Source organism: Nocardia aurantiaca, assembly GCF_009708175.1.
Classification (GTDB): Bacteria; Actinomycetota; Actinomycetes; order Mycobacteriales; family Mycobacteriaceae; genus Nocardia; species Nocardia aurantiaca.
The window spans coordinates 1-23125 of the sequence record NZ_WMBB01000022.1; the positions used below are offsets into that span (position 1 = coordinate 1).

Below are 23125 nucleotides of genomic sequence, written 5' to 3' on the forward strand. Positions count from 1 at the left end.
ACCCTGCTAGCTCGGTTCTTCACTCCTCCGCTCAGTCGCTACGCTCCCTCACTCCCTCGCTGCAGAACCGAGCCGGGCCGCGAACCGCATCCAATTGCCTCCGCTCCGCTCCGGCCGTCCGCGACCCTGCTAGCTCGGTTCTTCACTCCTCCGCTCAGTCGCTACGCTCCCTCACTCCCTCGCTGCAGAACCGAGCCGGGCCGCGAACCGCATCCAATTGCCTCCGCTCCGCTCCGGCCGTCCGCGACCCCGCTAGCTCGGTTCTTCACTCCTCCGCTCAGTCGCCACGCTCCCTCACTGCAGGACCGAGCCAGGCCGGGAAGTGTGGGACGCGTCCATCCCAAGGGGTTCCACCTGATGCTCGCACGGGTCCAACGTAGACGTTTACCGGGGAGCCGACCATTCCCCGAGCGCGTGCCCACCGGGTTCGCGGCCGTCTCGATTCTGGACCGACCGAGCGGGGTGCGAAGCGGAGGAGGGAAGAATCGAGACCTCGAGGCCGCGAACCCACCCCGAAGCGAAGCGGAGGGGTTATCGAACACAGCACATGCTGGACATTCGGTGTTGGGGCACAACCGGTAGTTTCAGGAGTGTGAGGAGCCAGCCGCACGTACTCGGGATCGTGCTCGCCGGTGGCGAGGGCAAGCGACTCTTTCCGCTCACCAAGGACCGCGCCAAGCCCGCGGTTCCCTTCGGTGGCGCGTACCGGCTCATCGACTTCGTGCTGTCGAATCTGGTGAATGCGGGTTACCTGCGCATTTGCGTGCTGACGCAGTACAAGTCGCATTCGCTGGACCGGCATATCTCCCAGACCTGGCGGCTGTCGGGCTTCGGCGGGGAGTACATCACCCCGGTGCCCGCGCAGCAGCGGCTGGGCCCGCGCTGGTATACCGGCAGCGCGGACGCGATCATGCAGTCGCTGAACCTGATCTACGACGAGGACCCGGAGTACATCGTGGTCTTCGGCGCGGACCACGTGTACCGGATGGATCCCGAGCAGATGGTGCAGGCGCACATCGACTCCGGCGCGGGCGTGACGGTGGCGGGCGTCCGGGTGCCGCGCAGCACGGCGAGCGCCTTCGGCTGCATCGATTCCGATGAATCCGGCCGCATCATCGGCTTTCTGGAGAAGCCGGTGCACCCGCCGGGTACCCCGGACGATCCGAACGTCACTTTCGCCTCCATGGGCAACTATGTGTTCAGCACCAAGGTGCTGGTGGACGCCATTCGCGCCGACGCCGACGACAACGACTCCGACCACGATATGGGCGGCGACATCATTCCGGGCCTGGTGCGGACGGGCGTGGCCGCGGTCTATGACTTCTCCACCAATGTGGTGCCGGGCGCGACCGAGCGCAGCCGCGGCTACTGGCGTGATGTCGGGACCATCGACGCCTTCTACGAGGCGCACATGGATCTGGTGTCGGTGGACCCGGTCTTCGATCTCTACAACCGGCACTGGCCGATTCGCGGCGCGGCCGAGAATCTGCCGCCCGCCAAGTTCGGCCGCGGCGGGCTGGCCCAGGAGTCGATCGTGGGCGCGGGCAGCATTCTGTCGGCGGCGACCGTGCGCAACTCGGTGTTGTTCTCGAATGTGCTCGTGGAGGATGGCGCGACGGTGGAGGGCAGTGTGCTCATGCCGGGCACCCGCATCGGCCGGGGCGCGGTGGTGCGGCACGCCATCCTGGACAAGAACGTGGTGGTGTCGGCGGGCGAGATCATCGGCGTGGATCGGGAGCGGGATCGGGAGCGTTTCGCGGTCAGCAATGGCGGGGTGGTGACCGTCGGCAAGGGCATCTGGGTCTGACCAGCTGGCATTTCAATCCGTCCTGCCGTCCGGGGCGAGGCGGATAAGAGTGGACAGTCGGCCGATTCTGGTCCGAAAATCTCTGCATTAGGAGCGCCGCCGCCGACGGCCGCGCGGGAGGGATCACCATGGGCCGTCCGGCACGTGTCGTCACCGCCATCACCTGCCTCGCCTTGACCGCGTTACTGGCCGGATGCGGCAAGTCCGGCATCGCGATTCCCGGTGAACTCGATGTCCGCACCCTGGACACCGGGTCCTATCCGGTGAACCGCTACACCTACGACCGCAACAACGGCGGCAAGGGCGACACCCTCGAGGGCATCCGCATGGCCGCGGCTGTCGCGCCGGCGGTGAAGATCGATTCCAAACTGAACATCGGCCGCGGCGGCGTGGTGCTGTCCACGGTCGACGATGTGGTGAATGTCAGCCACCTGTCCACCGCGGTCAAGAGCGTGCTGACGAACCGGGGCTTCATGGCCGGCTTCGCGGCCAGCGGATCGGACCGGGAGGACATCGGCGACAATCCGGATCCGAACGGCACCACCATCACCACCCGCGTGCTGCGCTTCCCGTCCGCCGACAGCGCCAAGCTGGCCGCCCGCGAACTCGAGGACGCCGATTTCAATGTGGCGCTGAACGTGAACCAGAAGCTCACCCTGCCGGACTATCCGGACGCCTACGCGCACTGGCGGCCGGGTGTGCCGAACATCGGGGTGACCATGGCGCGCAAGGACTTCGTGATCTCGCTGTTCGTCCTGCGCCCCAGCGCGGACCAGAAGGATCTGCTGTCCTGGGCCAAGAAGACCCTGGATGCCGAAGCGCCGACGCTGGACGCGTTCTCGGCGACCCCGAACGACCAGGTCTCGCAACTGCCGGTGGATCCCGATCGACTGCTGGCCCGCACCCTGGTGGCCGACCGCGACAAGAAGACCGTCGACCCGGACAATTTCGCGGTATTCCCGGCCAATTGGCTCATCCTGCCTGCCGACGACATGGGCTACTGGACCAAGCTGGTAGCGGACGCGGGCGCGGACGAGATGTCGGTCGCGGACGGTAATTTCGTGATCCGGGTGCGAGATGCCAAGGCGGGCGCGGATTTCGTGACCGGCATGACCGGCAATTTGCACGAGACGGCGACCAGCGCGCCGAACAAGGTGCCCGACGCCACCTGCGTGCACCGGAACTCGGACAAGTCCCCCAGCCGCTGCTATGTCCGCTACAAGCAGTACGTGGGCGTGGTGAACGGCACCAGCGATTCCGACGCGCAGAAGAAGGCGGCGGCGCAGTACGCGCTGCTGGCCAACAGCCTGTAGCGCGAAACCTGCGCGGGGGCGCCGGTCCGGTCCGATAATCGATGGGGTGGGAGGAAGCACCATGGACCGAAGTGCCAGGGGCGCAACGATTGTCGTCTCGATCTGTCTGGCGCTGACCGGGCTGCTGACGGGATGTGCGCAGTCCGGTCATCCGCTCGCGGGTGAAATGGATGTCCGCACCCTGGATGTGGGCGGCAATGCGGTGGACCGCTTCCACTACGACACCGCCGCCAATGGCCACGGCGATGTGCTGGAGGGCATTCGGATGGCGGCGGCCGTGGTGCCGACCATGAAGATCGATCAGAGCCTGAATGTCGGCCGCGGCAGCTTCGTGCACACCAAGATCGCGGATCTGGTCAAGTACGACGGGTTGCCGGACGTGGCCAAGCCGATCCTCGAGCGGCGCGGTTTCATCGTCGATTACGCGACCAGTGGGTCGGACCGCCCCGATCCGAAGGGCAGCGACCACGCCGATCCGAACGCCAATGCGGTGACCATGGTCCTCATGCGCTTCCCGACCGCGGACAATGCCAAACTCGCCGCCCGCGAGATGGAGGACGCCGATTTCGCGGTGGCGTTGCAGCAGAACGTGAAGCTGACCGTCGCCGAGTATCCCGACGCGCTGGCCCACTATCGGCCGGGCGTGAACAATGTCGGCGTGCGCATGGCGCGCAAGGACTTCGTGCTCTCCATTTTCGCCAGCCGCCCCAGCGCCGATCAGCGCGATCTGCTGAGCCTGGTGAAGCGCACCCTGGATGCCGAGGTCCCCGCCATCGACGCCTTCCAGGAGACCCCGGCCGACAAGCTGGACACCCTGCAGCCGGACCCCGACAACCTGCTGGCCCGGGTGCTCGCCGACAAGCGCGACGCGGGTCGCGCCCCGGACCCCGACACCTTCGCGGTGTGGAACACGAACTGGAACATCGACTCGGCGCTGGATCAGGCCGCCCGCAAGGCGCTGCTGGAGAAGACCGGCACGGACGCTTTCGGTTTCGTCGACGACAACGAGATCTTCCGGGTGCGAGATGCGGCGGCGGGCGAGGATCTGGTGAACGGGCTCGTCACCGTGCTGGGCAGCGGCTTCGCCACCGACTCGGCACCGGACAAGGTGCCCGGCACCCGGTGCGGGCACTGGACCGATTCCAGCGCCGATGACGCCTACCGCTGCTGGGTCGGCTACCGCCGCTATGTCGCGGTGGTGTTCGCGCCGAATCTGGCGACAGTGCAGCGCAAGGCGACGGCGCAGTACGCGCTGCTGGCCAACAGCCTGTAGCGATTCCGGTGCGGCGCTTCAGAATCGGAGGAGGTCGGCGTCCAGCAGCCGCCACGCGGCCGGTCGCGATGCCGGGCGGTGCGCCCGCTCGGCGTCCGGCGACTCGGTGTCGGGGCAGCGGTGACAGTCGGCTTCCACGATCGCGCGGTCGCTCTCCTGAACGGTGGGCGCGCCGCGCGAGACCGGATGCCCGGTGCGGGTGAGCCCGCTGCGCGGCGAGCTGTCGTCACGGAACCAGTAGTCGCGGAAACCGAAGGGCTGCAAGAGCGCTCGCAGGAAGGCCGGCCCGTCCGCGGGCAGCACGGCGCGGTTCTCGCCGAGGATGTCGACGCCCTGGTGGTACCAGACGCGTGCGACCAGGCCCTCGATCGGGTCCACCGCCCGGAAGGTGGCGCGACCGTCCGCGGCCAACCGGAATTCGGCGATGCGCCGCCACTGCCCGGCCACGCGGAAGTACAAACCGACCACGGCCGGGATCCGCTGCCCCATGGGAACCCCTACTCGTCGAACTATTCCCGTGGAGTATCCGCGAATACGGTCCGGAAACCTCTACCCGACCGTTCAGTTCGAATGCCCGGGAACCGGAGTGCGTGCACCGCAGAAGGGTTCGCACGCACCGGTCGTCATGGGCACGTAATGCGATGCGTGGTCGTCGAAGCGGGCTCCGCTCACCAGCAGCAGGACCAGCAGCCCCACGAAGAGGATGCCGCCGAAGAAGACCAGTGCCGGCCAGAGCCATCCCGACGGCAGGTGTACCCCGAGGGCCAGCCCCTCGAACATAGTCCCCACCTCCTAGCAAAAATCGATCCCCTTCTGCTGTACCACTTTCGCCGTGACCGTATCCAGACCTCGGCACTGCCCCTGCGCCGCCCTCCCTGCCATTGCGCCACACCTGCGCCGGCAACTGAGGAGTCGCGGGTGCACTGCCGCGCGCTGAAACGGCCACCCCGGATGCCCGGGATGGCCGTTCACGGGGCGGCCGCCGTCAGGCCGAACGCAGATCCCGACGGCGGAAGGCCATGAGCCCCAGCGTGATCAGGCCCACGTCCACCAGCAGCAGGATCACGATAGGGGTCGCGGTGAACGCCTCACCCGGCATCTTCGGCGCGTGCTCGAAGGGATTCAGGTCGCGGAACCACTGGGGCGCCCCGGCCAGCGAACCCAGCAGGAAGACCGCGATGGCGGCGGTCAGCAGGCCCCAGGCCACGGTGCTCCAGCGCGGCAGCAGCCCGAACAGCGCCACGGTGATGGCGGCGAAGGTCCACACCGCGGGCACCTGCACCAGCGCGGCTCCCAGGGTCTCCCCCAGTTTGCCGCCGACGTCACCGGCGGTGCGGCCGTAGATCAGTCCGGCCAGCACGCCCGACACCAGGAGTGCCAGCAGGGGGCCGAACAGCCCATAGACCAGATGCGAAGCCAGCCAGCGGGTTCGGGACACCGCGCCGGTGAGAACGGTCTCCGCGTGCGCGGTGCTCTCCTCGGCGTGCAGGCGCAGCGTCGCCGACACCGCGTACGCGGCCGCGCCCACCGCGACCATGGTGAAGGCGTAGCTGATCAGCGCCTTCTCCAGCGAATCCGAGCCGCCCATGCGGGTGATCAGATCCTTGATCGTCTGGCTGGTCCCCAGCTCGTCGCCGATGCCGTGCACCACGCTGCCGATGAGCAGCCCGTACAGGCCCAGCCCCACGGTCCAGGCCAACAGCGTGCCGCGCTGCAACCGCCACGCCAGTCCGAACGGGCCGCTCAGCGTCTCCCCGGCCGCGGCGGCACCCGGTCGTTCCGCGATCAGGCCCGCGCCGATATCCCGATGCGCCAGCAGGTAATACGCGATCACGGTCAGCACCATCGTGGTGGCCAGGTGCAGCAGCAGGATCGCGAAGTGGTCGTCCGCGAACGGCCGCACCTGCAGCGACCAGCCCTGCGGCGCCATCCAGGTGAACGGGCTGGTGGGTCCGTCGCCGGCGCGCGCGTCACCGATGGCCCGCAGCGTGTAGGTGACGCCGAGCACCGCGAAGGCGACGCCGCGCGCCACCCGGGCGCTGGCCGACAGCTGCGCGGTGACCGCCGCGACCGAGGCGAACACCATGCCGGACCCGGCCAGCGCCAGCCCGAAGGCCAGCGATCCCGAGCGCGGCACCGAAGTGGCCGCGAGACTGAGGAATCCGATGAGCCCGGTGGCCAGTGCCGCGCCGTAGGTCATGATCAGCACCGCGGTGAGTTCCGCGAACCGGCCGACCCGGGTGGCGGCCAGCAGTTCGGCGCGGCCGGTCTCCTCGTCGGCGCGGGTGTGCCGGATGACGGTGAGGATGGTGGCGATGCCGACGAGGGTGTAGAACATCCCCGCTTTCCAGATGCCGACGGCGCCCAGGCTGGTGGGGTTGTAGACCGGTCCGTACATGGCCAGCTGGGCCGGGCTGGCCAGGACGCTCGCCGCGAAGTGGACGAGATCCGCGGGCGTACTGTACACCTTCTCGACGCTCTTGATGTAGACGCTGCCCAGCGGCAGTGACAGCAGCAGCACCCACAGCGGCAGCACGATCCGGTCGCGCCGCAGATACAGCCGCAGCAGCCGCCCGGTGCCGGTGAAATCGACTGTGCGCACCGGTGATTCGAGGGCCCGGGGCGCACCGGCGGTGACGGCGGTCATTTCGACACCTTCTCACGCTCATCGGCGGGCGCTCGACCGTCGAGCGAATAGTGGCGCAGGAACAGCTCTTCCAGCGTCGGCGGCTGGCTGACCAGGCTGCGCACCCCCGCGTCACCGAGCACCCGGATGAGTTCGCCCAGGTGTTCGCTGTCGACCTGGCAGTGCAGGGTACTGCCCTCGATGCTGATGTCCTCTACGCCTGGAATCCGACTGAGATCGCTCGGGCTGCCGAGCATTTCGGCGGTGATGGAGGTGCGCGACAGGTGCCGCATCTCGGCGAGGGTGCCGGTCTCGACGGTCCGGCCCGCCCGGATGATGGTCACCCGCTGGCACAGCTTCTCCACCTCGGACAGGATGTGGCTCGACAGCAGCACCGTGGTGCCGCGCGCCACCGCCTCACCTACGCATTCGTTGAAGATCTGCTCCATGAGCGGGTCCAGGCCGGAGGTCGGCTCGTCCAGCATGAGCACGCGCGCGTTCGACGAAAACGCCGACACCAGAGCGACTTTCTGCCGGTTGCCCTTGGAGTAGGCGCGCGCCTTCTTGGTCGGATCCAGTTCGAACCGCTCGATCAGCTCGGCGCGCCGCCGCTGGTCGATGCCGCCGCGCATGCGGGCCAGCAGGTCGATGGTCTCGCCGCCGGACAGCGACGGCCACAGCGTGACATCACCGGGCACATAGGCGACATCGCGGTGCAGTTCGACCGCATCGACCCACGGATCCTGCCCGAGCACCTGGGCCTCGCCCGAGGTGCGCGACAGGATGCCCAGCAGGATGCGAATGGTCGTGGACTTCCCGGACCCGTTGGGCCCGAGAAAGCCGTGCACCTCGCCCTCGGCGACCTCGAGGTCGAGGCCGTCCAGGGCGCGCACCTGCCCGAAGTTCTTGTGCAGATCCCGGACTTCGATCACCGGGTTGGCAGGAACGTTCATCGAGTCTCCTCATAGGAAAACGACGTTGATGGGTTATTGCTCGGCCTGTGTGGTCAGTGCGTCCAGCGCCGTGGAATCGGTGAGCAGGCCGTGGGTGTAGATCTCCAATGCGGGCAGCATCATGCGGTCGGCGTATTCGCGCAGCGCCTTGCGGAAGTCGATGGGACCGGACTGCTCGGTCGCGTAGAGCTGCAGGAACATCATCATGCCGCCGCCGTTGTTGGTGGCGACGTAACGCGCCGTGGCCCGTACGTCGCGCATCGGCTTGACGGATCCGGCCGCGACACCCGCGCGCAGGTACTGCTCGGTGTCCTCGACCATGTGCTCGAAGAAGGTCTTCATCAGCGATCCGCCCGCTTGGAAGCTGCGCATCAGATAGGCCATACCCGGGGCGAACTCCTCGATCTCGGCCAGCTGCCGCATGAGCCCGCCGGGCGAGGGGTTCTCGATGTACTCCATCTTGGCGGCCCGGATGGTGTCGCGAACCCATTCGTCGCACGCCTCCCGCAGCCCGTCCTTGGACCCGAAATGGTGATTGACCAGCCCGGGAGAGACTCCCGCCGCGGCCGCGATGGCCCGCACGCCGACCCCGAACCCTTGCTCCCCGAACACGGTGATCGCGGCGTCGCGAATCCGCGCTCGGGTTGTCAGATCGTCGGTTGAACGCATGTTTAATACTTTAAACGCGCGTTCAGCAGGCGGGCAAGAGCCATTCGGCTCGAGGAGTGGGGATTTACGAAATCCAGACGCCCGGGCACTTTGTCATCGGAGACTTCCGCGCGCGGAAAACTCTCCGGCCGCAGTGGTTGCGTCGCGGACTATCGACGGGCGGAACACTCCGGTGGAGGCGAAATCACCACCGGGCATTGGGTTTTCAGCCGCGCGAAGCGCGGTCGCTCACCCGCGCGAAGCGCAGAGCAGCCCATCGCCGATCGGAATCAGCACGCTGGTCAGGTCCGGGTCCTCGGCGATCGCACGGGTCGCCGCGCGCACGGCCATGGTCTGCGGGTCGCGCTGCGCCGGATCGGGAACCCGGCCACCGAGCAGGGCATTGTGCAGCAGGATCGCGCCGCCCTCGCGTAGTAACCGCACCGCCTGCGCCACGTACTGCGGGTGCTCGAGCGGCGCCGCGTCGATGAAGACCAGGTCATAGGCCCCGTCGGCGAGCCGCGGCAGCACATCCAGGGCCCGGCCGTTGATGAGCCGGGTCCGCGCGGGCGCGATCTCGGCCGACCGGAACGCCTCCCGGGCCGCCCGCTGGTGCTCGGGCTCGGAGTCGATGGTGGTCAGGGTGCCGTCCTCGCGCATGCCGTCCAGCAGCCACAGCCCGCTCACCCCGGCCCCGGTGCCCACCTCGACCACGGCTCGCGCCCCGAGCAGCTGGGCGTACATGCTGAGCAGCGCGCCGACCGCCGGCGCGATCGGCGCGGCCCCGAGTTCGAGGGCGCGTTCGCGCGCGCCTACGAGGATGTCGTCCTCGGCGACGGATTCCTCCACGTAGGCGAGGTTGCGCTGCAGGTTCTGTGCCGCGGGAGTCTGGCTCACGAAGTAGAGGCTAACGGCGATACACCGGTAAGGCGTGGCGGTGACCGGACGGTGTGGCGATTTTTCTCAGGTGTCCCTCAGCCTCTGCATACGGCGGCCACATCACGACCGGCCAGAGTATTGCTCACGCCAGGCCAGCGACCGTGGGCCCGGAAACGGGAACAGCTGATTCACCCGATCAGTTGTAACCGGAGCCGGGGTTCATGGTCCCGAGTAGGAGGTAACCCCATCCACATGGTCGACGCGGCGCACGAAAACGCCAACACTCTGCACCCGCAGATCACACCGCTGGACAGCGACACCACGCTGGACGGCGATCTTCTCCTCTCCCCCGCCGACGACGAGGCCGCCCTGTCCGGGACCGCCGCCTTCGACGCCACCGGCGACCGCACCATGATGCCGACCTGGGACGAACTGGTCCGCGAGCACGCCGACCGCGTGTATCGCCTGGCCTACCGCCTCACCGGCGATCAGCAGGACGCCGAGGATCTGACCCAGGAAACCTTCATCCGGGTCTTCCGATCCCTGCAGAACTATCAGCCCGGCACCTTCGAGGGCTGGCTGCACCGCATCACCACCAACCTGTTCCTGGACATGGTCCGCCGCCGCAACCGCATCCGCATGGAGGCGCTGCCGGAGGATTATGACCGCGTGCCCTCGGAGGGCCCCGGTCCCGAGCAGGCCTATCACGACGCCAACCTGGATCCGGATCTGCAGTCCGCGCTGGACTCGCTGGCCCCGGAGTTCCGCGCCGCGGTCGTGCTCTGTGACATCGAAGGCCTGTCGTACGAGGAGATCGGCGCGACGCTGGGCGTCAAACTGGGCACCGTGCGCAGCCGCATCCACCGTGGACGTCAGGCACTGCGTGAGCACCTCGAGCATAATGGGGTAGAGCGGCGTTTCGCCGCCGACAAGGTCGGGTGAACGGCGGGCCCTGCGTCCGCGTGCCGTGGGCGCTGCGCCCACGCTCAGGTGTCGCCCGAACAGCTCGAGTCGTCCGGAAGGGTGTGCAGCGTATGAGTGGCGAGGACAGACCGCACCGTCGTCCACCGCGTTTCGCCCCCACCGAGCATCTGGCCAGTGAGGCCATCGCCGCCTACGTGGACGGCGAACTGCGGATGAACGCGTATCTGCGCGCCGCCCACCATATTTCCATGTGCCGGGAGTGCGCGGCCGAGGTGGACGCGCAGCAGCAGGCGCGAATCGCGCTGCGGCAGTCCTCGGATCAGATCTCCGCGCCGCTGAGCCTGCACGACACGCTCAGCCGGATTCCGCGGGCGTTGCTGCAGGAGTGCGGCAACCACCAGACTCCCGATCCCGCGGAACGCGATCGCGGTCCGCTGGCGCGCGGCATGAGTTCCTTCGGGCTGCGCCACGATTCGTTCGACAGCAGGCGGTGGACCTCATGGTGGCGCAAGTAGAGTCCATAGCGTGACCACCGAATCGAAGAACACGGGCCCGGGGCCCGAGCGGGACGCGGCTTCCGATTCGGCGGCCAATCGGGGGAACCTGAGGCCGTCGGACGCACCGGTGCTGGGGCCGCGGCCGGTCTACCGGCCGCATGTCGACAAGCACACCGCGCGCGCCTTCCGCCGCCCGAACGGCCAGCAGGGCTCGTTCGCCACGCGGCCGGGCGGTGCTCACGAGACCGCGCCGCAGGGGGATACCGAGATTCGTAACCGCCCGCCGGACGCGGTGCTGGCGGAGGCGTTCGGCCGACCGGAGGGTTCGACCGAACTGCTGCAGCGGGATCCGGAGGCCAAGACCGAGACGGCTGCCCCGGCCGCGCCCGCCGATCCGTGGCGCGACCCGAATTCGACCGCGCGCCTTGGCACTCCGGCCGTGGGACAGGCTCAGCCGCAGGCGCTGACGCCCGGACCCAAACTGGGCGCCCGGGAGCTGCTGTTCGGTGGTCGAGTGTCCTCGAAGGCGCTGGCGCTGCTGGCGGCCGTCGCGGCGGTCATCGGTTTGATCGGCGGATTCGTCGGGGCGTTCACCGGCTCGTCGGCCTCCGTGCTGACCTCGCGCAAAGTGACCCTGCAGTCCGCGCCCGCGGGCAGCGAGTCGCACAACCAGATCACCAAGGTGGTCAATGCCGTCATGCCCGCGGTGGTCACCGTCCGGGCGTGGCTGGGCGACACCGGGTCCACGGGTTCGGGCGTGGTGATCGACGGGGCGGGCTACATCGTCACCAACAACCACGTGATCTCGCTGGCCGCCAATGACAAGTCGGGCAAGGCCAAGCTGGATGTGGTGTTCTCCGACGGCTCGCGGGTGCCGACCCAGATCGTGGGTCGCGACACCAAGTCGGACCTGGCGGTGATCAAGGTCGATGTGAAGAACCTGTCGGTGATCCAGCTCGGCAATTCCAATGATGTGCAGGTCGGTGACGACGTGCTGGCGCTGGGTTCGCCGTTGGGCCTGGAGAAGACGGTCACCTCCGGCATCGTGTCGGCGCTGCACCGGCCGGTGAAGGTCGGCGGCGAGGGCACCGACACCGATGCCACCCTGGACGCCGTGCAGACCGATGCCGCCATCAACCACGGCAACTCCGGTGGCGCGCTGGTGGATATGCAGGGCCGGCTGATCGGCATCAACTCCGCGATCAAGTCCGAGAGCGGCGGTTCGGTGGGTCTGGGCTTCGCGATTCCGGTGGATCAGGTCAAGCGCATCTCGCAGGCGTTGATCCGCGACGGCTCGGTGCACCACCCGCGGCTCGGGGTGAGCGCCAAGACCAAGATCGTCGCCAATGACGTGATGAGCGGTGCCGCGGTGGCCGATGTGCAGGCCGGGAGCCCGGCGGCCAAGGCCGGCATCGTCGAGGGCGACGTGATCGTGAAGGTCGGCGACCGCGATGTGTCCGGCCCGGAGGAACTCACGGTCGCCGTGCAGTCGCACGAGATCGGGCAGACCGTGACGGTGCGCCTGATTCGCGACGGTCGCGAGGTCGATGTCCCGGTCACCTTGGAATCGGACTGACCCAACCAACCAATCACGTTGGAATCGGACTGAGAGGTCGAACCAGGAGATCGAACAGCCCACAGTTCGCGGCCCGGTCACCGGTATCGCACTGAGCGCGCCCACCACGGCTGACGAAGGAGAACCGCTCTCATATCGAGCACGCTGCCGGAGTCGTCCGCCAGGCCCGTGTGGTGCTGGAATACGAGCGACTGCGAATTGGCCGGGCGGGTCGGCGTCGCCCGGTCAGGAACCTCACAGTCCGGGACCCCGCCGAGGTCGGGAACCGCCCACAGTCCGCGGCCCCGCCAAGGTCAGGAACCGCTCACAGTCCGCGACCCCGCCAAGGTCAGAACCGCCCACAGTCCGCGACCCCGCCAAGGTCAGAAACCGCCCACAGTCCGCGGCCCCGCCAAGGTCAGGAACCACTTACAGTTCGCGGCCCGCCCCGGTCTGGACTGACGGAGCGGGGGAGCGAAGCGGAGGAGCGGAGGAGGGAAGACCTGGTTACAGGGTCGCGAACCGCCTGGAGCGAAGCGGAAGGCAAAATAGACCTGTGTTCAGCAATATCGGCTGGGGCGAGATGTTGATTCTGCTCGTCGCCGCACTTGTGATTCTGGGTCCGGAGCGACTGCCCGGCGCCGTTCGCTGGACCGCCCAGGCCCTGCGGCAGGCGCGCGAGTACGCCACCGGCGCGACGCAGCAATTGCGCAATGAGCTCGGGCCGGAATTCGACGAGATCCGGAAACCGCTGGAGCAGTTGAACGAACTGCGCAGTATGAATCCGCGGTCCATGGTCACCAAACACCTCCTCGACGGGGATGATTCATTCCTGAACAATCTGAGTGGAATGACCAATTTCGACAAGCCGCTCAGCACACCGAACAGCGGAAACGGTTCCACCAATATCGGATCGGGCCCGGTTTCGATGCCCAGGGAACAAAAACCGCTGGAGCGCAACGAACGTCCGCCGGTGGACCCCGACGCCACCTGAGATCACATCTGTCCAGCGGACTTGACACATGATGCTGTCCAGCTATCTAGACTGCGCACATGTCGGCCGACGAGGTGGCACGGGTATTCGCGATCGAGGACAAGGTCGAACGCCTGAAAGCCGCCACCGAAGGCGTGGCAGCCGCGCAGCAGCAGATCAATGAGCTGACTCGCATCCGCCGCGCCGTCATCCGCGAACTGCATGCCGAGGGCTGGACGTTCGCGAGAATAGGTGCGGCCGCGGGGCTTTCCCGGGCCCGCATTCATCAGGTCAGTACGCAGGGTCCGGTACCGGAGGGTCTGTTCTTCGGGCATGGACCGCTCACCATCCTGACTCCGGACGTACGCACCACCCGCGCCGTCGCCCTGGTGGGCGCGCCGGATGCGGCGGCGCCGCACCGGCTGGTGGAGCTGTTGCGGGAGCTCGGCTTCACCGCCAATGTCCAGCGCTTCCTGCCGGGCCGTCCGCTCGACCTCGACCGCGACGGTCTGATCGTGCTCGGCGGTCCCGAGTTGTCGCCCAGCCTGCGCTATCTGGTGGCCGCCGACCCGCGCCTGCGCCGCACGGTGGCGCGCGCCGGACGGGTGCGCCGTGGTATCGAGGACCGCGCCGCCCGCCGGGTCTACCGGCCGGGCGGCACCGAGCCCTACGACATCGCCTATCTGGCCCGCCTGCCCCGCCCGGACGGCAAGGGCAGCGTGCTGGTCATCGATGGCCTGCACCCGCCCGCGTCCCTGGGCGCGATCCGGTTGCTGGCAACCAGACTCGCGACCCTGCACGAGCGCGCGAGCACCCACCCGTTCTCGGCGGTGGTGGGCGTCCGCTACGACCGTTCCACGGGCGAGCCGATCGAGGCCGATCTGCTCACCCCGATCTATCGCCACGACCGCTAGGCCCCGGCATCGTGGCGCACCGGAATCACCTGCCACGTCCGCGAATTCGACAGCGTCGCGGGTGCGGCGCGATCGTCGGGAGGCAAGCCGTCCGGTGTTCGAGGCGACGACGCGGGTGACGCATCGCGCCGCCGTCCCGGCCGTCGGGTCAGGCGGCGGCCTCCTCCGGGCGCAGGGTGTTCATGGGCGGCCGGTCGGCGAGCGATACTTCCGTGGCGTGGGCGATGAATTCGCCTGCCACCATGGGGAATTGGGTCAGCGCCGCGCCCGAGTCCTGAATCCCGCTGCGGCCCAGGACGGTGCCCAGGATCTGGCGGCTCATGACGCCCAGGTCGGCGAGCGGGCGGTTGCGGTGCTGGCGGACACCGAGGTTGACCTGTCCGATGCTGGACAGGCCCAGCAGGTCGTACGTGTCGAGCAGCAGGCCGATTTCGACGCCGTAACCGGGCGCGAACGGCACCGAGGTGAGCAGCTCGCGGGTGCCGGCGTACTCACCTCCCAAGGGCTGCAGCACATTCGACAGTTCCGGGCGAAGCGCGGCCAGCAGCGGGCGGGCCACCAGTTCGGTGACGCGGCCGCCGCCGTGGTGGTCCACCGACTCGCCGGTGCGCAGCGGACGGCGGTAGTACGCCTTGACCAGGTGCATACCGTCGACGGTGAGCAGCGGGCCGAGCAGTTTCGGGACGAAACTCGGGTCCGGGTCGATGAGGTCGGAGTCCACGAAGGCGATGAGGTCCCCGCTGGTGACGGCCAGCGAGCGCCACAGGCATTCGCCTTTGCCGGGGACGGGGTCGAGTTCGGGGACGGCTTGTTCGCGGGTCACCACGTGGGCTCCGGCGGCCTGTGCGCGGGCGGCGGTGGCGTCGGTCGACCCGGAGTCCAGGACGACGAGTTCGTCCACCAGCGTGCCGAGCAGAGGCCGGATGCTGGCCACCACGGCGGCCACGGTGGCTTCCTCATTGAGGGCGGGCAGCACCACGGAGACGGTGCGGTCGCCCTTGGCGGCGGTGAGTTCCTCGACGGTCCAGTCGGGGCGGTCGAAGGTGTTGGTGTTCACCCAGTCTGTTTTCACGCGAGACCTCGCAGGGTACGGGCGGGTGGGCGGTGACCCTGGATGGCGGCGATCATGTCCACCACCCGGCGGGTGTGAGCCACCTCATGCACTCGAAAGACACGAGCACCCGCGGCGGCGGACCAAGCAGTCGCTGCCAATGTGCCCTCCAATCGTTCGGACAGCTCGACACCAAGAGTCTCTCCGATGAAATCCTTATTGCTCAGCGCCATCAAGACGGGCCATCCGGTTTTCACAAGAACGTCTATCGCACGCAACAATTCGAGCCCGTGATAGGTATTTTTGCCGAAATCATGGGTCGGATCGATCAAAATCGAGTCCTTGGCCACCCCCGCTGCCGCAGCATTTTCAGCCGCCGCGACGACCGTCTCGGTGACCTGGGTCACCACATCGGGGTATCGAACCCGGTGCGGACGGGTCCTCGGAATCGCACCCCCGGTGTGTGAGCACACGATTCCCACACCCAGTTCGGCGGCGACGCCGACCAGGTCCGGATCCGCGCCCGCCCAGGTGTCGTTGATCAGATCCGCGCCCTCGGCGACCGCGGCCCGCGCCACCTCCGCCCGCCAGGTGTCCACGCTGACGAGCAACTCCGGATAGCGCTCGCGGATGGCCGCCACGAACGGCACCACCCGGCGGGACTCCTCCGCGGCGTCCACCTCGGACCCCGGCCCGGCCTTCACCCCTCCGATATCGACCAGATCCGCGCCTTCGGCGACCGCCTTGTCCACGGCCCGCATGGCGGCCTCATCGCTGAACGTCGCGCCTTTGTCATAGAAGGAGTCCGGCGTCCGGTTCACGATCGCCATGACGAGCGCCCGATCCGTCGCCACCGGCTTCCCGCACAATGTCGGCAACGGCGCACACATGCCCTCGACTGTACCGAGGGCTGTGGCGCCATTGCTGGGCAGCCGACCGGAACGAATCGCCCGTCATCCCGGCAGGCTGTCGGCCGGGATCTCACCGGCAGGGTGGATTCCGGCGAAAACGCGCCGGAATGACGGGAGGTTCTCAGTTGGCGGGGACCCGACCAGCGGCTACCTCGGCCGGGTACTCGGGGTAGGCGGGAACGTAGCCCACGGTGCGGCCCGCGAGGACGTAGAGCGCGCTCTCGCCGTCGGGGCTGTAGCCCTGCTTGCGCAGTTCCACCTTCCGGTTCTTGAACGTGGAGGTCTGCTCCAGCTCGGGCACCACGCGGATGAACAGCGGCACCGCGTAGGTCGGCAGGTGGTCGAAGAGCGTCTTGGCGGCGACCTTGCCGTCGAAGTGCGCGCCCTCGTGCAGCGTCACCGCGGCCATACCCGCCTTGCCGTCCGTGCCCGGGATGTCGACGCCGAAAACGACTGCCTGCGTGACCGAGTCGATGCCGTCGAAGGCGCCCTCGACCTCGGTGGTGGCGACGTTCTCGCCCTTCCAGCGGAAGGTGTCGCCGAGGCGGTCCACGAACGCGATGTGGCCCCAGCGCTGATCGCGCACCAGGTCGCCGGTGTCGAACCAGCAGTCGCCCGCCTTGAAACCGTCACGCACGAGCTTGGATTCGGTGGCGGAGGCGTCGGTGTAGCCGTCGAAGGGCGAGCGCGAGGTGACCTTGGCCAGCAGCAGGCCCACCCCGCCCGGCGGGACCCGGCGCAGGCGGCCGTCCGGGTGGCGCAGTGCCTTGCCGGTGGCGTCGTCGTATTCGACGATGGCGAAGGGCAGCGGGGTGAAGCCGGCGGTCCGGGGAAGGGAGAAGGCGTTGATGAAGGCGACGTTTCCCTCACTGGCGCCGTAGAACTCGACGATCCGCTCGAGCCCGAAGCGTTGCTGGAACTCGTCCCAGAGCTCGGGACGCAGGCCGTTGCCGACACACAGCCGAAGGGTGTGGGCGCGGTCGGCGGGCGTGGGCGGCTGGTTGAGCAGGTAGCGGCACAGCTCGCCGATGTAGATGAAGGCGGTGGCCCGGTTGGCGATGACCTCGTCCCAGAAGCGGGTGGCCGAGAACTTGCGGCCCAGCGCGAAGGTCGCGCCGCCCGCGATGACCGAGGACAGCGCCACGGTGAGCGCGTTGTTGTGGTAGAGCGGCAGGCAGCAGTACAGGGTGTCCCGGCCGTCGAGCCGGACGCCGAGCCCGCCGATGCCGGCCATGGACTTGGTCCAGCGCAGGTGGGTCATGACGCTGGCCTTGGGCAGGCCGGTGGTGCCGGAGGTGAAGATCAGGTAGGCACGTTCCTTGGCCGTGATCTGTTCGGTCACAGCGGGATTCGACGCGTCTGCGGTGCGGGCCTCGGCGGCCAACCGCTCGGACCAGAGCAGAGCGGGCCGGGCCGCGGTGAGGGTGTCGAGGGCGTCGGTGCACTCCTCGCCGATCACGTCCAGCACCGAGTTCAACAGTCCGAAGCTGTGCTGCAGCACCACGTCCCGCTGATTGTGATTGAGCAGGCCCGCGGTGGCGCCGAGCTTCACGGCGGCGAGCACGGTGAACAGCGTCTCAGGGCGGTTCACCATCAGGATGCCGACCACATCGCCACGCGTGACGCCATGCGCGGCAAGCACATTCGCGTACCGATTGACCTCGGCATTGGCCTCGCCCCAGCTGTACTCGCGCCCTTCGAATCTCAGGAAGGGCCGGTCCGGATGCCGGGCCGCGCCACGCTGGAAGAACAGTCCGATGGACGCCTTGTCACCGGAGTTCACCAGCATGTGCACGACATTGCGGAGCATGCCGGGGGCCTGGATCGCCATGCCGGGCAGACTGCGGGCCAGGTCCATCAGGCTCACCGTCGAACGGGGGTACGTGTTCACTTCGCTGTGCTCCTCACCGGGTCGCGCTCACTCCCCCGATGCCCACCCTTGCCGATTCACCCGATCTTGTCGAGTGAAACTAGTTGGTTTCGCTAGGGGTTCGCTGGTTACCGCTCAGCGACTTGGTCGCAGGGCGGCGAAGGCGGTATCGAAGTCCTTGGTCACCAGCACCCGGTCCACGGCTTCCCGGCCCGCGAACCCGCGCAGCCGCAGCTCCTCGATCCACTCGAACAGCCCCCGGTAGTGGTCCTGCGGATCGAGTACCACCACCGGTTTGGCGTGCACCCCCAGGTACGCCCCGGTCCAGGTCTCGAAGAATTCCTCGAGCGTGCCGATGCCGCCGGGCAGGGTCAGGAAGGCGTCGGCGCGGTCGTCCATCACCTGTTTGCGCTCACGCATGGTGTCGGTGACGATCAGCTCGTCGGCGTCGGTGTCGGCGACCTCGCGGTGCACCAGCTTCTTGGGGATCACCCCGATCGTCTTGGCCCCCGCGGCCCGCGCCGCCTGCGCCACCGCGCCCATCATCGACACATTGCCGCCGCCGGACACCAATTGCCAACCGCGACGCCCGATTTCGTCGCCCACCCGGGTGGCCAGATCCAGCGCCACCGAATCATCCACGCTCGCCGAGCAATACACGCACACCGCGTAGCTCTCGCTTACCACTGTTCCTCCAGCGCACCGGTCTCACTCAGCTCGTGGCGGGCCTGCGCGGCCTCCACGATGATCCGCACGACCTCGTCGACGCTGTCGGTGAGGTGCAGCAGTCCCATGTCGCCGGGCGCGATCTTGGCCGAGCCGAGCAGCGAGTCACGTATCCAATCCATCAGACCCGTCCAGTATTCGGTGCCGAACAGGATGATCGGGAAGCGGGTGATCTTGCGGGTCTGCACCAGGGTCAACGCCTCGAACAGCTCGTCGAGGGTGCCGAATCCGCCCGGCAGGCAGACGAAAGCCTGGGAGTACTTCACGAACATGGTCTTGCGCGCGAAGAAATATCGGAAGTTGATGCCGAGGTCGACCCACTCGTTGAGGTGCTGTTCGAACGGCAGCTCGATGCCCAGTCCGATGGAATAGCCGCCTGCCTCCGATGCGCCCCGGTTCGCCGCCTCCATGACGCCCGGACCGCCACCGGTGATGACCGCGAAACCGGCTCGGGCCAAGGCGCTTCCGATGGCCAAGCCGGCCTGGAACTCGGCCGAGTCGGAGTGGGTGCGGGAGGACCCGAAGACCGCCACCGCGCTCGGCACCTCCGCCAAAGCACCGAAGCCCTCGATGAATTCGGCCTGGATGCGTAGTACGCGCCAGGGGTCGGTGTGCACCCAGTCCACCGGTCCGCGCTCGTCGAGCAGGTGCTGATCGGTGGTGCCTATCCCCTTCTTGCGATCCCGCCGCAGCATGATCGGCCCGCGGAAGCGAGGGGTCTTGGGCGAACGCGCACCTTCGAATTCGGCGTCAGCAGACATGTAGGAAGTATCTATCTTGCCCTCCGCTTCGCTCCGGGCGGGTTCGCGGCGCTGGAGGTCTCGATTCTTCCCTCCTCCGCTCCTCCGAGGCGCAGGTCTATGGAGCCGTTCGCTCCCCCGCTCCAAGCGCGGGGAGGCGAAGCGCAGTCCAGAATCGAGACGCGCCGCGAACCTTTTGGTGTAGGTACCCCAGGTTTGGTCAGCCTTTGACGCCGGGGCGGGGGTTGTGACGCTGGAAGTCTCGATTCTTTTCCCTCCACTCCCCAAAGCACAGGTTTGTGGAGCCGTTCGCTCCCCTGCTCCAAAGCGGAGGTCTATCGAGCCGCAGTCCAGAATCGAGACAGGCCGCGAAACTTTGGTGTGGCTACCCGCAGGTTTTGTCGGCCTTTGGCAGCGGTGTCAGGGTTTGGCACCGGTGAGATAGCTGCGCAGCATCGACGTCACCTGGGTGATCTGGTCGACGGGCAGATGCTCGTCGACCTTGTGTGCCAGGTTGGGGTCGCCCGGACCGAAGTTGACGGCCGGGATGCCGCGGGCGGCGAACCGCGAGACATCGGTCCAGCCGTACTTGGCGCGGACGCCGCCGCTGCCGTACGTGTGCACGATTTCGATGAGGTCCTTGGCGGCCGGGTTGGACAGTCCGGGCAGGGCGCCGGGCGCGCCGTCGGTGCGCTCGAAATCCAGGTCCAGACCGGCGAAGACCTCGCGCACATGTTCGGTGGCCTGGTCCAGGGTGCGGTCGGGGGCGAAGCGGAAGTTCACATCCACGGTGGCCACGTCCGGCACCACGTTGCCGGCGACGCCGCCCTCCACGCGGACCGCCGACAAACCCTCGAGGTAGGTGCAGCCGTCGATCTCGACGGCGCGCGCCTCGTAGCGGGCCAGCCGTTCGAGGATCGGGGCGAGGCGGTGAATGGCGTTGTCCCCCAGCCAGGCTCGCGCGGTGTGCGCGCGCACGCCGGAGGTGGTCAGGCGCACCCGCAGGGTGCCCTGGCAGCCGGCCTCGATCCAGCCGCCGGAGGGCTCGCCGAGGATCGCGAGGTCGCCGTCGAGCCAGCCGGGCAGTTCGCGTTCGATGCGGCCGAGGCCGTTGAACTCGGCGGCGATCTCCTCGCAGTCGTACAAGATGAGGGTCAGGTCGTGCACCGGCTCGGCCACGGTGGCGGCCAAGTGCAGGAAGACCGCATCACCGGACTTCATGTCGACGGTGCCGCATCCCCACAGCTGCCGTTCGCCGTCCGCGGTGGTCTCGAAGTGGCCGGGGACATTGTCGGCGATGGGCACGGTGTCCAGGTGCCCGGCGAGAATGACCCGGGTGGGCAGGCCCCGATCGGTGCGCGCCAGCACGGTGTTGCCGTGCCGCACGATCTCGAATCCGGTGGTCTGTTCCTGCAGCGCCTTTTCGACGATGTCGGCGATGACCTTCTCGTTCTGAGACACGCTGGGAATGTCCACGAGCGCGGCGGTGAGTGAAATGGGATCGGCACTCAGATCGATGGTCACTCGATCCACCCTAAAGGAGGAATATGATCCTTTCTTCACACGGTGTCTGCGCTGGCACAAATCGGCACCGCATGCCGTAGGAATTCACGGCCCGGTAACGTAACGGGACGTGAGTACTCAGGGAGCATCAGCAGTCGGCCTCGCCACCATCACCGTCAATGGCACGGTCCTGGACACCTGGTACCCGTATCCCAGCCTCGGGGACTTCTCCGCCGACGAGGTGGGCACGGTGCGGCTGGACGCCTCCGACCCCGAATACGCGAAGTTCGCCGCCTCGGCCGGCTCGGACGAGGACCGCCGCGTCGAAATCGTAGTGGTGCGCACCGTCATCGCCGATCTCGCCGCGGCGCCGATCGACACCCATGACGCCTACCTGCGCCTGCACCTGTTGTCGCACCGGCTGATTCGTCCGCACGGCGCGAACCTGGACGGCATCTTCGGCCTGCTGGCCAATGTGGTGTGGACCAACCACGGCCCCTGCTCGGCCGAGGAGTTCGAGCTGACCCGCCTGAAGCTGCGCGCCCGCGGCCCGGTCACCGTGTACGGCGTGGACAAATTCCCCCGACTGGTGGACTACGTGCTGCCCTCGGGCGTGCGCATCGCCGACGCCGACCGCGTGCGCCTGGGCGCGCACCTGGCCCCGGGCACCACGGTCATGCATGAGGGCTTCGTCAACTTCAATGCGGGCACGCTCGGCAATTCCATGGTGGAGGGCCGGATCTCGGCCGGTGTCGTGGTCGGTGACGGCTCCGATGTCGGTGGCGGAGCGTCCATCATGGGCACGCTGTCCGGCGGCGGCAAGCAGGTCATCTCGCTGGGTGAGCGCTGCCTGCTGGGCGCCAACTCCGGCCTGGGCATCTCCCTCGGCGACGACTGCGTGGTGGAGGCGGGCCTCTACGTCACCGCCGGCACCAAGGTCGCGCTGCCGGACGGCCAGGTCGCGAAGGCCGGCGAGCTGTCGGGCAAGTCGAACCTGCTGTTCATCCGCAACTCGGTGACCGGCGCGGTGGAGGTCCGGCCCCGCAAGGGCACCGGCATCGAACTGAACGCGGCGCTGCACGCGAACGACTAGGCGAGAGCACGCGAAAACCCCTGCCGGCCTTCGCCGCCAGGGGTTTTCGTCATGTCGCGCTCAGTGGTAGAGCCCGCACCAGGGTGCCGCGGAGCCGTCCATGACGGGGAACGGCATGGTGCCCGAGTTGCACTGGCCCGACCCGGTCTGGAACGCCTTGATCAGGTTCGATGAGCCGGTGGGCGACGGATCGAAGGATCCGGTGCCGGTGGGCCCGGTGTTCACCGAGCCGGTGCCGGTGGTTCCGGCGACCGGCTCGACGGGCTGCTGCATGGGGGTGAGGGGCAGCGCGTCGGCGGTCGCCGCGGCGGCGGGGGCGAGCAGGCCGGCGAAGACGGTGGCGGCCGCCACGGTGGTTCGCAGAGGGGTGAGCATCGGGCGAATCTCCTAGGGAACGTTACTCTTTCGCTTCCAGCAAACTAGCCGTTCACTCGGATTCGCCACGAGACCCCGAAATCTCCGGCACCGGAACTCAGGTGTCAGATACCGAAGGCGATGACCCGCTCCGGGGTGATGCGGATGAGTTCCGGGGACAGGCCCGGGTACCACGGCTCGACATCGCGCAATGCCTGGGCGGTGCCGCGGATTTCGAGGCAGCGCACCGTCCACGGGTCGAGGGACGCGATGTCGTCGACGACGAAGGCGACGCGGTCCTCCTTGGCGAGGTTGCGGAACTTCTGACTCGCGCCCAGATCGCGACCGCCGATGTCGATGGTGCCCAGCGCCACGTTGTAGCGGAAGCCCACCGGGTTGTTCTGCGGTGAGCCGTCGGGGCGGATCGTGGCCAGCCGCCCCAGTCGCTGGCTGTTCAAGTAGTCGATCTGGGCGGGTGACAGGGATGCGGTCATACCGATCACGCTAGGACCTCG

At 67.9% G+C, this 23125-nt stretch carries 23 protein-coding genes; 9 read left to right on the plus strand and 14 right to left on the minus strand.

The genetic code is table 11. The annotated features are described in order from the left end of the window. Window positions 1-592: 592 nt before the first annotated feature. The 3 genes from glgC (at window position 593) to GLP40_RS31720 (ending at window position 4393) form a co-directional block, all read left to right on the plus strand. On the plus strand, window positions 593-1807 hold the full coding sequence (gene glgC, locus GLP40_RS31710; RefSeq protein WP_328290892.1) for a glucose-1-phosphate adenylyltransferase: 1215 nt from the start codon (window positions 593-595) through the stop codon (window positions 1805-1807). 128 nt (window positions 1808-1935) lie between these two features. Next, the gene (locus tag GLP40_RS31715) at window positions 1936-3120 is read left to right on the plus strand and encodes a DUF7373 family lipoprotein (RefSeq protein WP_154791709.1); all 1185 of its coding nucleotides are present in this window, start codon (window positions 1936-1938) and stop codon (window positions 3118-3120) included. Window positions 3121-3181: 61 nt separating this feature from the next. Next, window positions 3182-4393 (plus strand): DUF7373 family lipoprotein, encoded by a 1212-nt coding sequence (locus GLP40_RS31720; RefSeq protein ID WP_154791710.1) that lies wholly within the window; start codon window positions 3182-3184, stop codon window positions 4391-4393. A gap of 18 nt (window positions 4394-4411) precedes the next feature. Here GLP40_RS31720 and GLP40_RS31725 read toward each other — a convergent pair whose 3' ends face one another. From GLP40_RS31725 to GLP40_RS31750, 6 genes are all read right to left on the minus strand, one after another. Continuing rightward, window positions 4412-4882: a hypothetical protein gene (locus GLP40_RS31725; RefSeq protein WP_154791711.1), complete on the minus strand. Its 471-nt coding sequence runs from the start codon at window positions 4880-4882 to the stop codon at window positions 4412-4414. 72 nt (window positions 4883-4954) lie between these two features. Further along, on the minus strand, window positions 4955-5173 hold the full coding sequence (locus GLP40_RS31730; RefSeq protein ID WP_154791712.1) for a hypothetical protein: 219 nt from the start codon (window positions 5171-5173) through the stop codon (window positions 4955-4957). A gap of 205 nt (window positions 5174-5378) precedes the next feature. Then, window positions 5379-7040: an ABC transporter permease gene (locus GLP40_RS31735; protein ID WP_154791713.1), complete on the minus strand. Its 1662-nt coding sequence runs from the start codon at window positions 7038-7040 to the stop codon at window positions 5379-5381. Next, window positions 7037-7972, minus strand: coding sequence for an ABC transporter ATP-binding protein (locus GLP40_RS31740; RefSeq protein WP_154791714.1), 936 nt, complete (start codon window positions 7970-7972; stop codon window positions 7037-7039). The genes GLP40_RS31735 and GLP40_RS31740 overlap by 4 nt, the downstream gene beginning before the upstream one ends. A 33-nt stretch (window positions 7973-8005) precedes the next feature. Continuing rightward, window positions 8006-8641 carry a TetR/AcrR family transcriptional regulator gene (locus GLP40_RS31745; protein WP_154791715.1) on the minus strand — a complete coding sequence of 212 codons (636 nt, stop codon included), beginning with the start codon at window positions 8639-8641 and terminating at the stop codon, window positions 8006-8008. Between the two features lie 228 nt (window positions 8642-8869). Continuing rightward, window positions 8870-9517 carry an O-methyltransferase gene (locus GLP40_RS31750; protein WP_328290893.1) on the minus strand — a complete coding sequence of 216 codons (648 nt, stop codon included), beginning with the start codon at window positions 9515-9517 and terminating at the stop codon, window positions 8870-8872. Window positions 9518-9751: 234 nt separating this feature from the next. On the opposite strand from GLP40_RS31750, the gene sigE reads away from it, so the two are divergent. From sigE to GLP40_RS31775, 5 genes are all read left to right on the plus strand, one after another. Then, a complete protein-coding gene (sigE, locus tag GLP40_RS31755; RefSeq protein ID WP_230330136.1) occupies window positions 9752-10441 on the plus strand; it encodes an RNA polymerase sigma factor SigE in 690 nt (229 codons plus the stop codon). A gap of 92 nt (window positions 10442-10533) precedes the next feature. Continuing rightward, complete coding sequence (locus tag GLP40_RS31760) at window positions 10534-10938, plus strand: hypothetical protein (RefSeq protein WP_154791716.1); 405 nt, start codon at window positions 10534-10536, stop codon at window positions 10936-10938. Between the two features lie 10 nt (window positions 10939-10948). After that, window positions 10949-12496 carry a S1C family serine protease gene (locus tag GLP40_RS31765; protein WP_328290894.1) on the plus strand — a complete coding sequence of 516 codons (1548 nt, stop codon included), beginning with the start codon at window positions 10949-10951 and terminating at the stop codon, window positions 12494-12496. A 535-nt stretch (window positions 12497-13031) separates the two neighbouring features. Then, on the plus strand, window positions 13032-13469 hold the full coding sequence (tatB, locus tag GLP40_RS34275) for a Sec-independent protein translocase protein TatB (protein WP_328290895.1): 438 nt from the start codon (window positions 13032-13034) through the stop codon (window positions 13467-13469). Between the two features lie 59 nt (window positions 13470-13528). Next, window positions 13529-14362 (plus strand): hypothetical protein, encoded by an 834-nt coding sequence (locus GLP40_RS31775; RefSeq protein WP_154791718.1) that lies wholly within the window; start codon window positions 13529-13531, stop codon window positions 14360-14362. A gap of 148 nt (window positions 14363-14510) precedes the next feature. Here the strand turns inward: GLP40_RS31775 and GLP40_RS31780 are convergent, their stop codons facing one another. The 6 genes from GLP40_RS31780 to dapE form a co-directional block, all read right to left on the minus strand. Beyond that, the gene (locus tag GLP40_RS31780) at window positions 14511-15434 is read right to left on the minus strand and encodes a glucosyl-3-phosphoglycerate synthase (RefSeq protein WP_328290896.1); all 924 of its coding nucleotides are present in this window, start codon (window positions 15432-15434) and stop codon (window positions 14511-14513) included. After that, on the minus strand, window positions 15431-16303 hold the full coding sequence (gene folP, locus GLP40_RS31785; RefSeq protein WP_154791719.1) for a dihydropteroate synthase: 873 nt from the start codon (window positions 16301-16303) through the stop codon (window positions 15431-15433). The genes GLP40_RS31780 and folP overlap by 4 nt, the downstream gene beginning before the upstream one ends. Window positions 16304-16445: 142 nt before the next feature. Further along, entirely contained in the window at window positions 16446-18215 is a 1770-nt protein-coding gene (locus GLP40_RS31790; protein WP_328290897.1) for a long-chain-acyl-CoA synthetase, read from the minus strand. A gap of 114 nt (window positions 18216-18329) precedes the next feature. Then, complete coding sequence (locus GLP40_RS31795) at window positions 18330-18881, minus strand: LOG family protein (RefSeq protein WP_328290898.1); 552 nt, start codon at window positions 18879-18881, stop codon at window positions 18330-18332. After that, window positions 18875-19681, minus strand: a complete 807-nt coding sequence (locus GLP40_RS31800; RefSeq protein ID WP_154791720.1) for an LOG family protein — start codon at window positions 19679-19681, stop codon at window positions 18875-18877. Before GLP40_RS31800 ends, GLP40_RS31795 begins: the two co-directional genes overlap by 7 nt. Window positions 19682-20080: 399 nt before the next feature. Then, window positions 20081-21184: a succinyl-diaminopimelate desuccinylase gene (dapE, locus tag GLP40_RS31805; protein WP_328290899.1), complete on the minus strand. Its 1104-nt coding sequence runs from the start codon at window positions 21182-21184 to the stop codon at window positions 20081-20083. Between the two features lie 109 nt (window positions 21185-21293). Between dapE and dapD the strand changes: the two genes are divergently transcribed. After that, a complete protein-coding gene (dapD, locus tag GLP40_RS31810; protein WP_328290900.1) occupies window positions 21294-22256 on the plus strand; it encodes a 2,3,4,5-tetrahydropyridine-2,6-dicarboxylate N-succinyltransferase in 963 nt (320 codons plus the stop codon). A gap of 60 nt (window positions 22257-22316) precedes the next feature. Here the strand turns inward: dapD and GLP40_RS31815 are convergent, their stop codons facing one another. Together GLP40_RS31815 and GLP40_RS31820 are read right to left on the minus strand one after the other, a co-directional pair. Continuing rightward, window positions 22317-22631 carry a hypothetical protein gene (locus GLP40_RS31815; RefSeq protein ID WP_154791722.1) on the minus strand — a complete coding sequence of 105 codons (315 nt, stop codon included), beginning with the start codon at window positions 22629-22631 and terminating at the stop codon, window positions 22317-22319. Window positions 22632-22735: 104 nt separating this feature from the next. After that, window positions 22736-23104, minus strand: coding sequence for a PPOX class F420-dependent oxidoreductase (locus tag GLP40_RS31820; RefSeq protein ID WP_154791723.1), 369 nt, complete (start codon window positions 23102-23104; stop codon window positions 22736-22738). Between the last annotated feature and the right edge of the window lie 21 nt (window positions 23105-23125).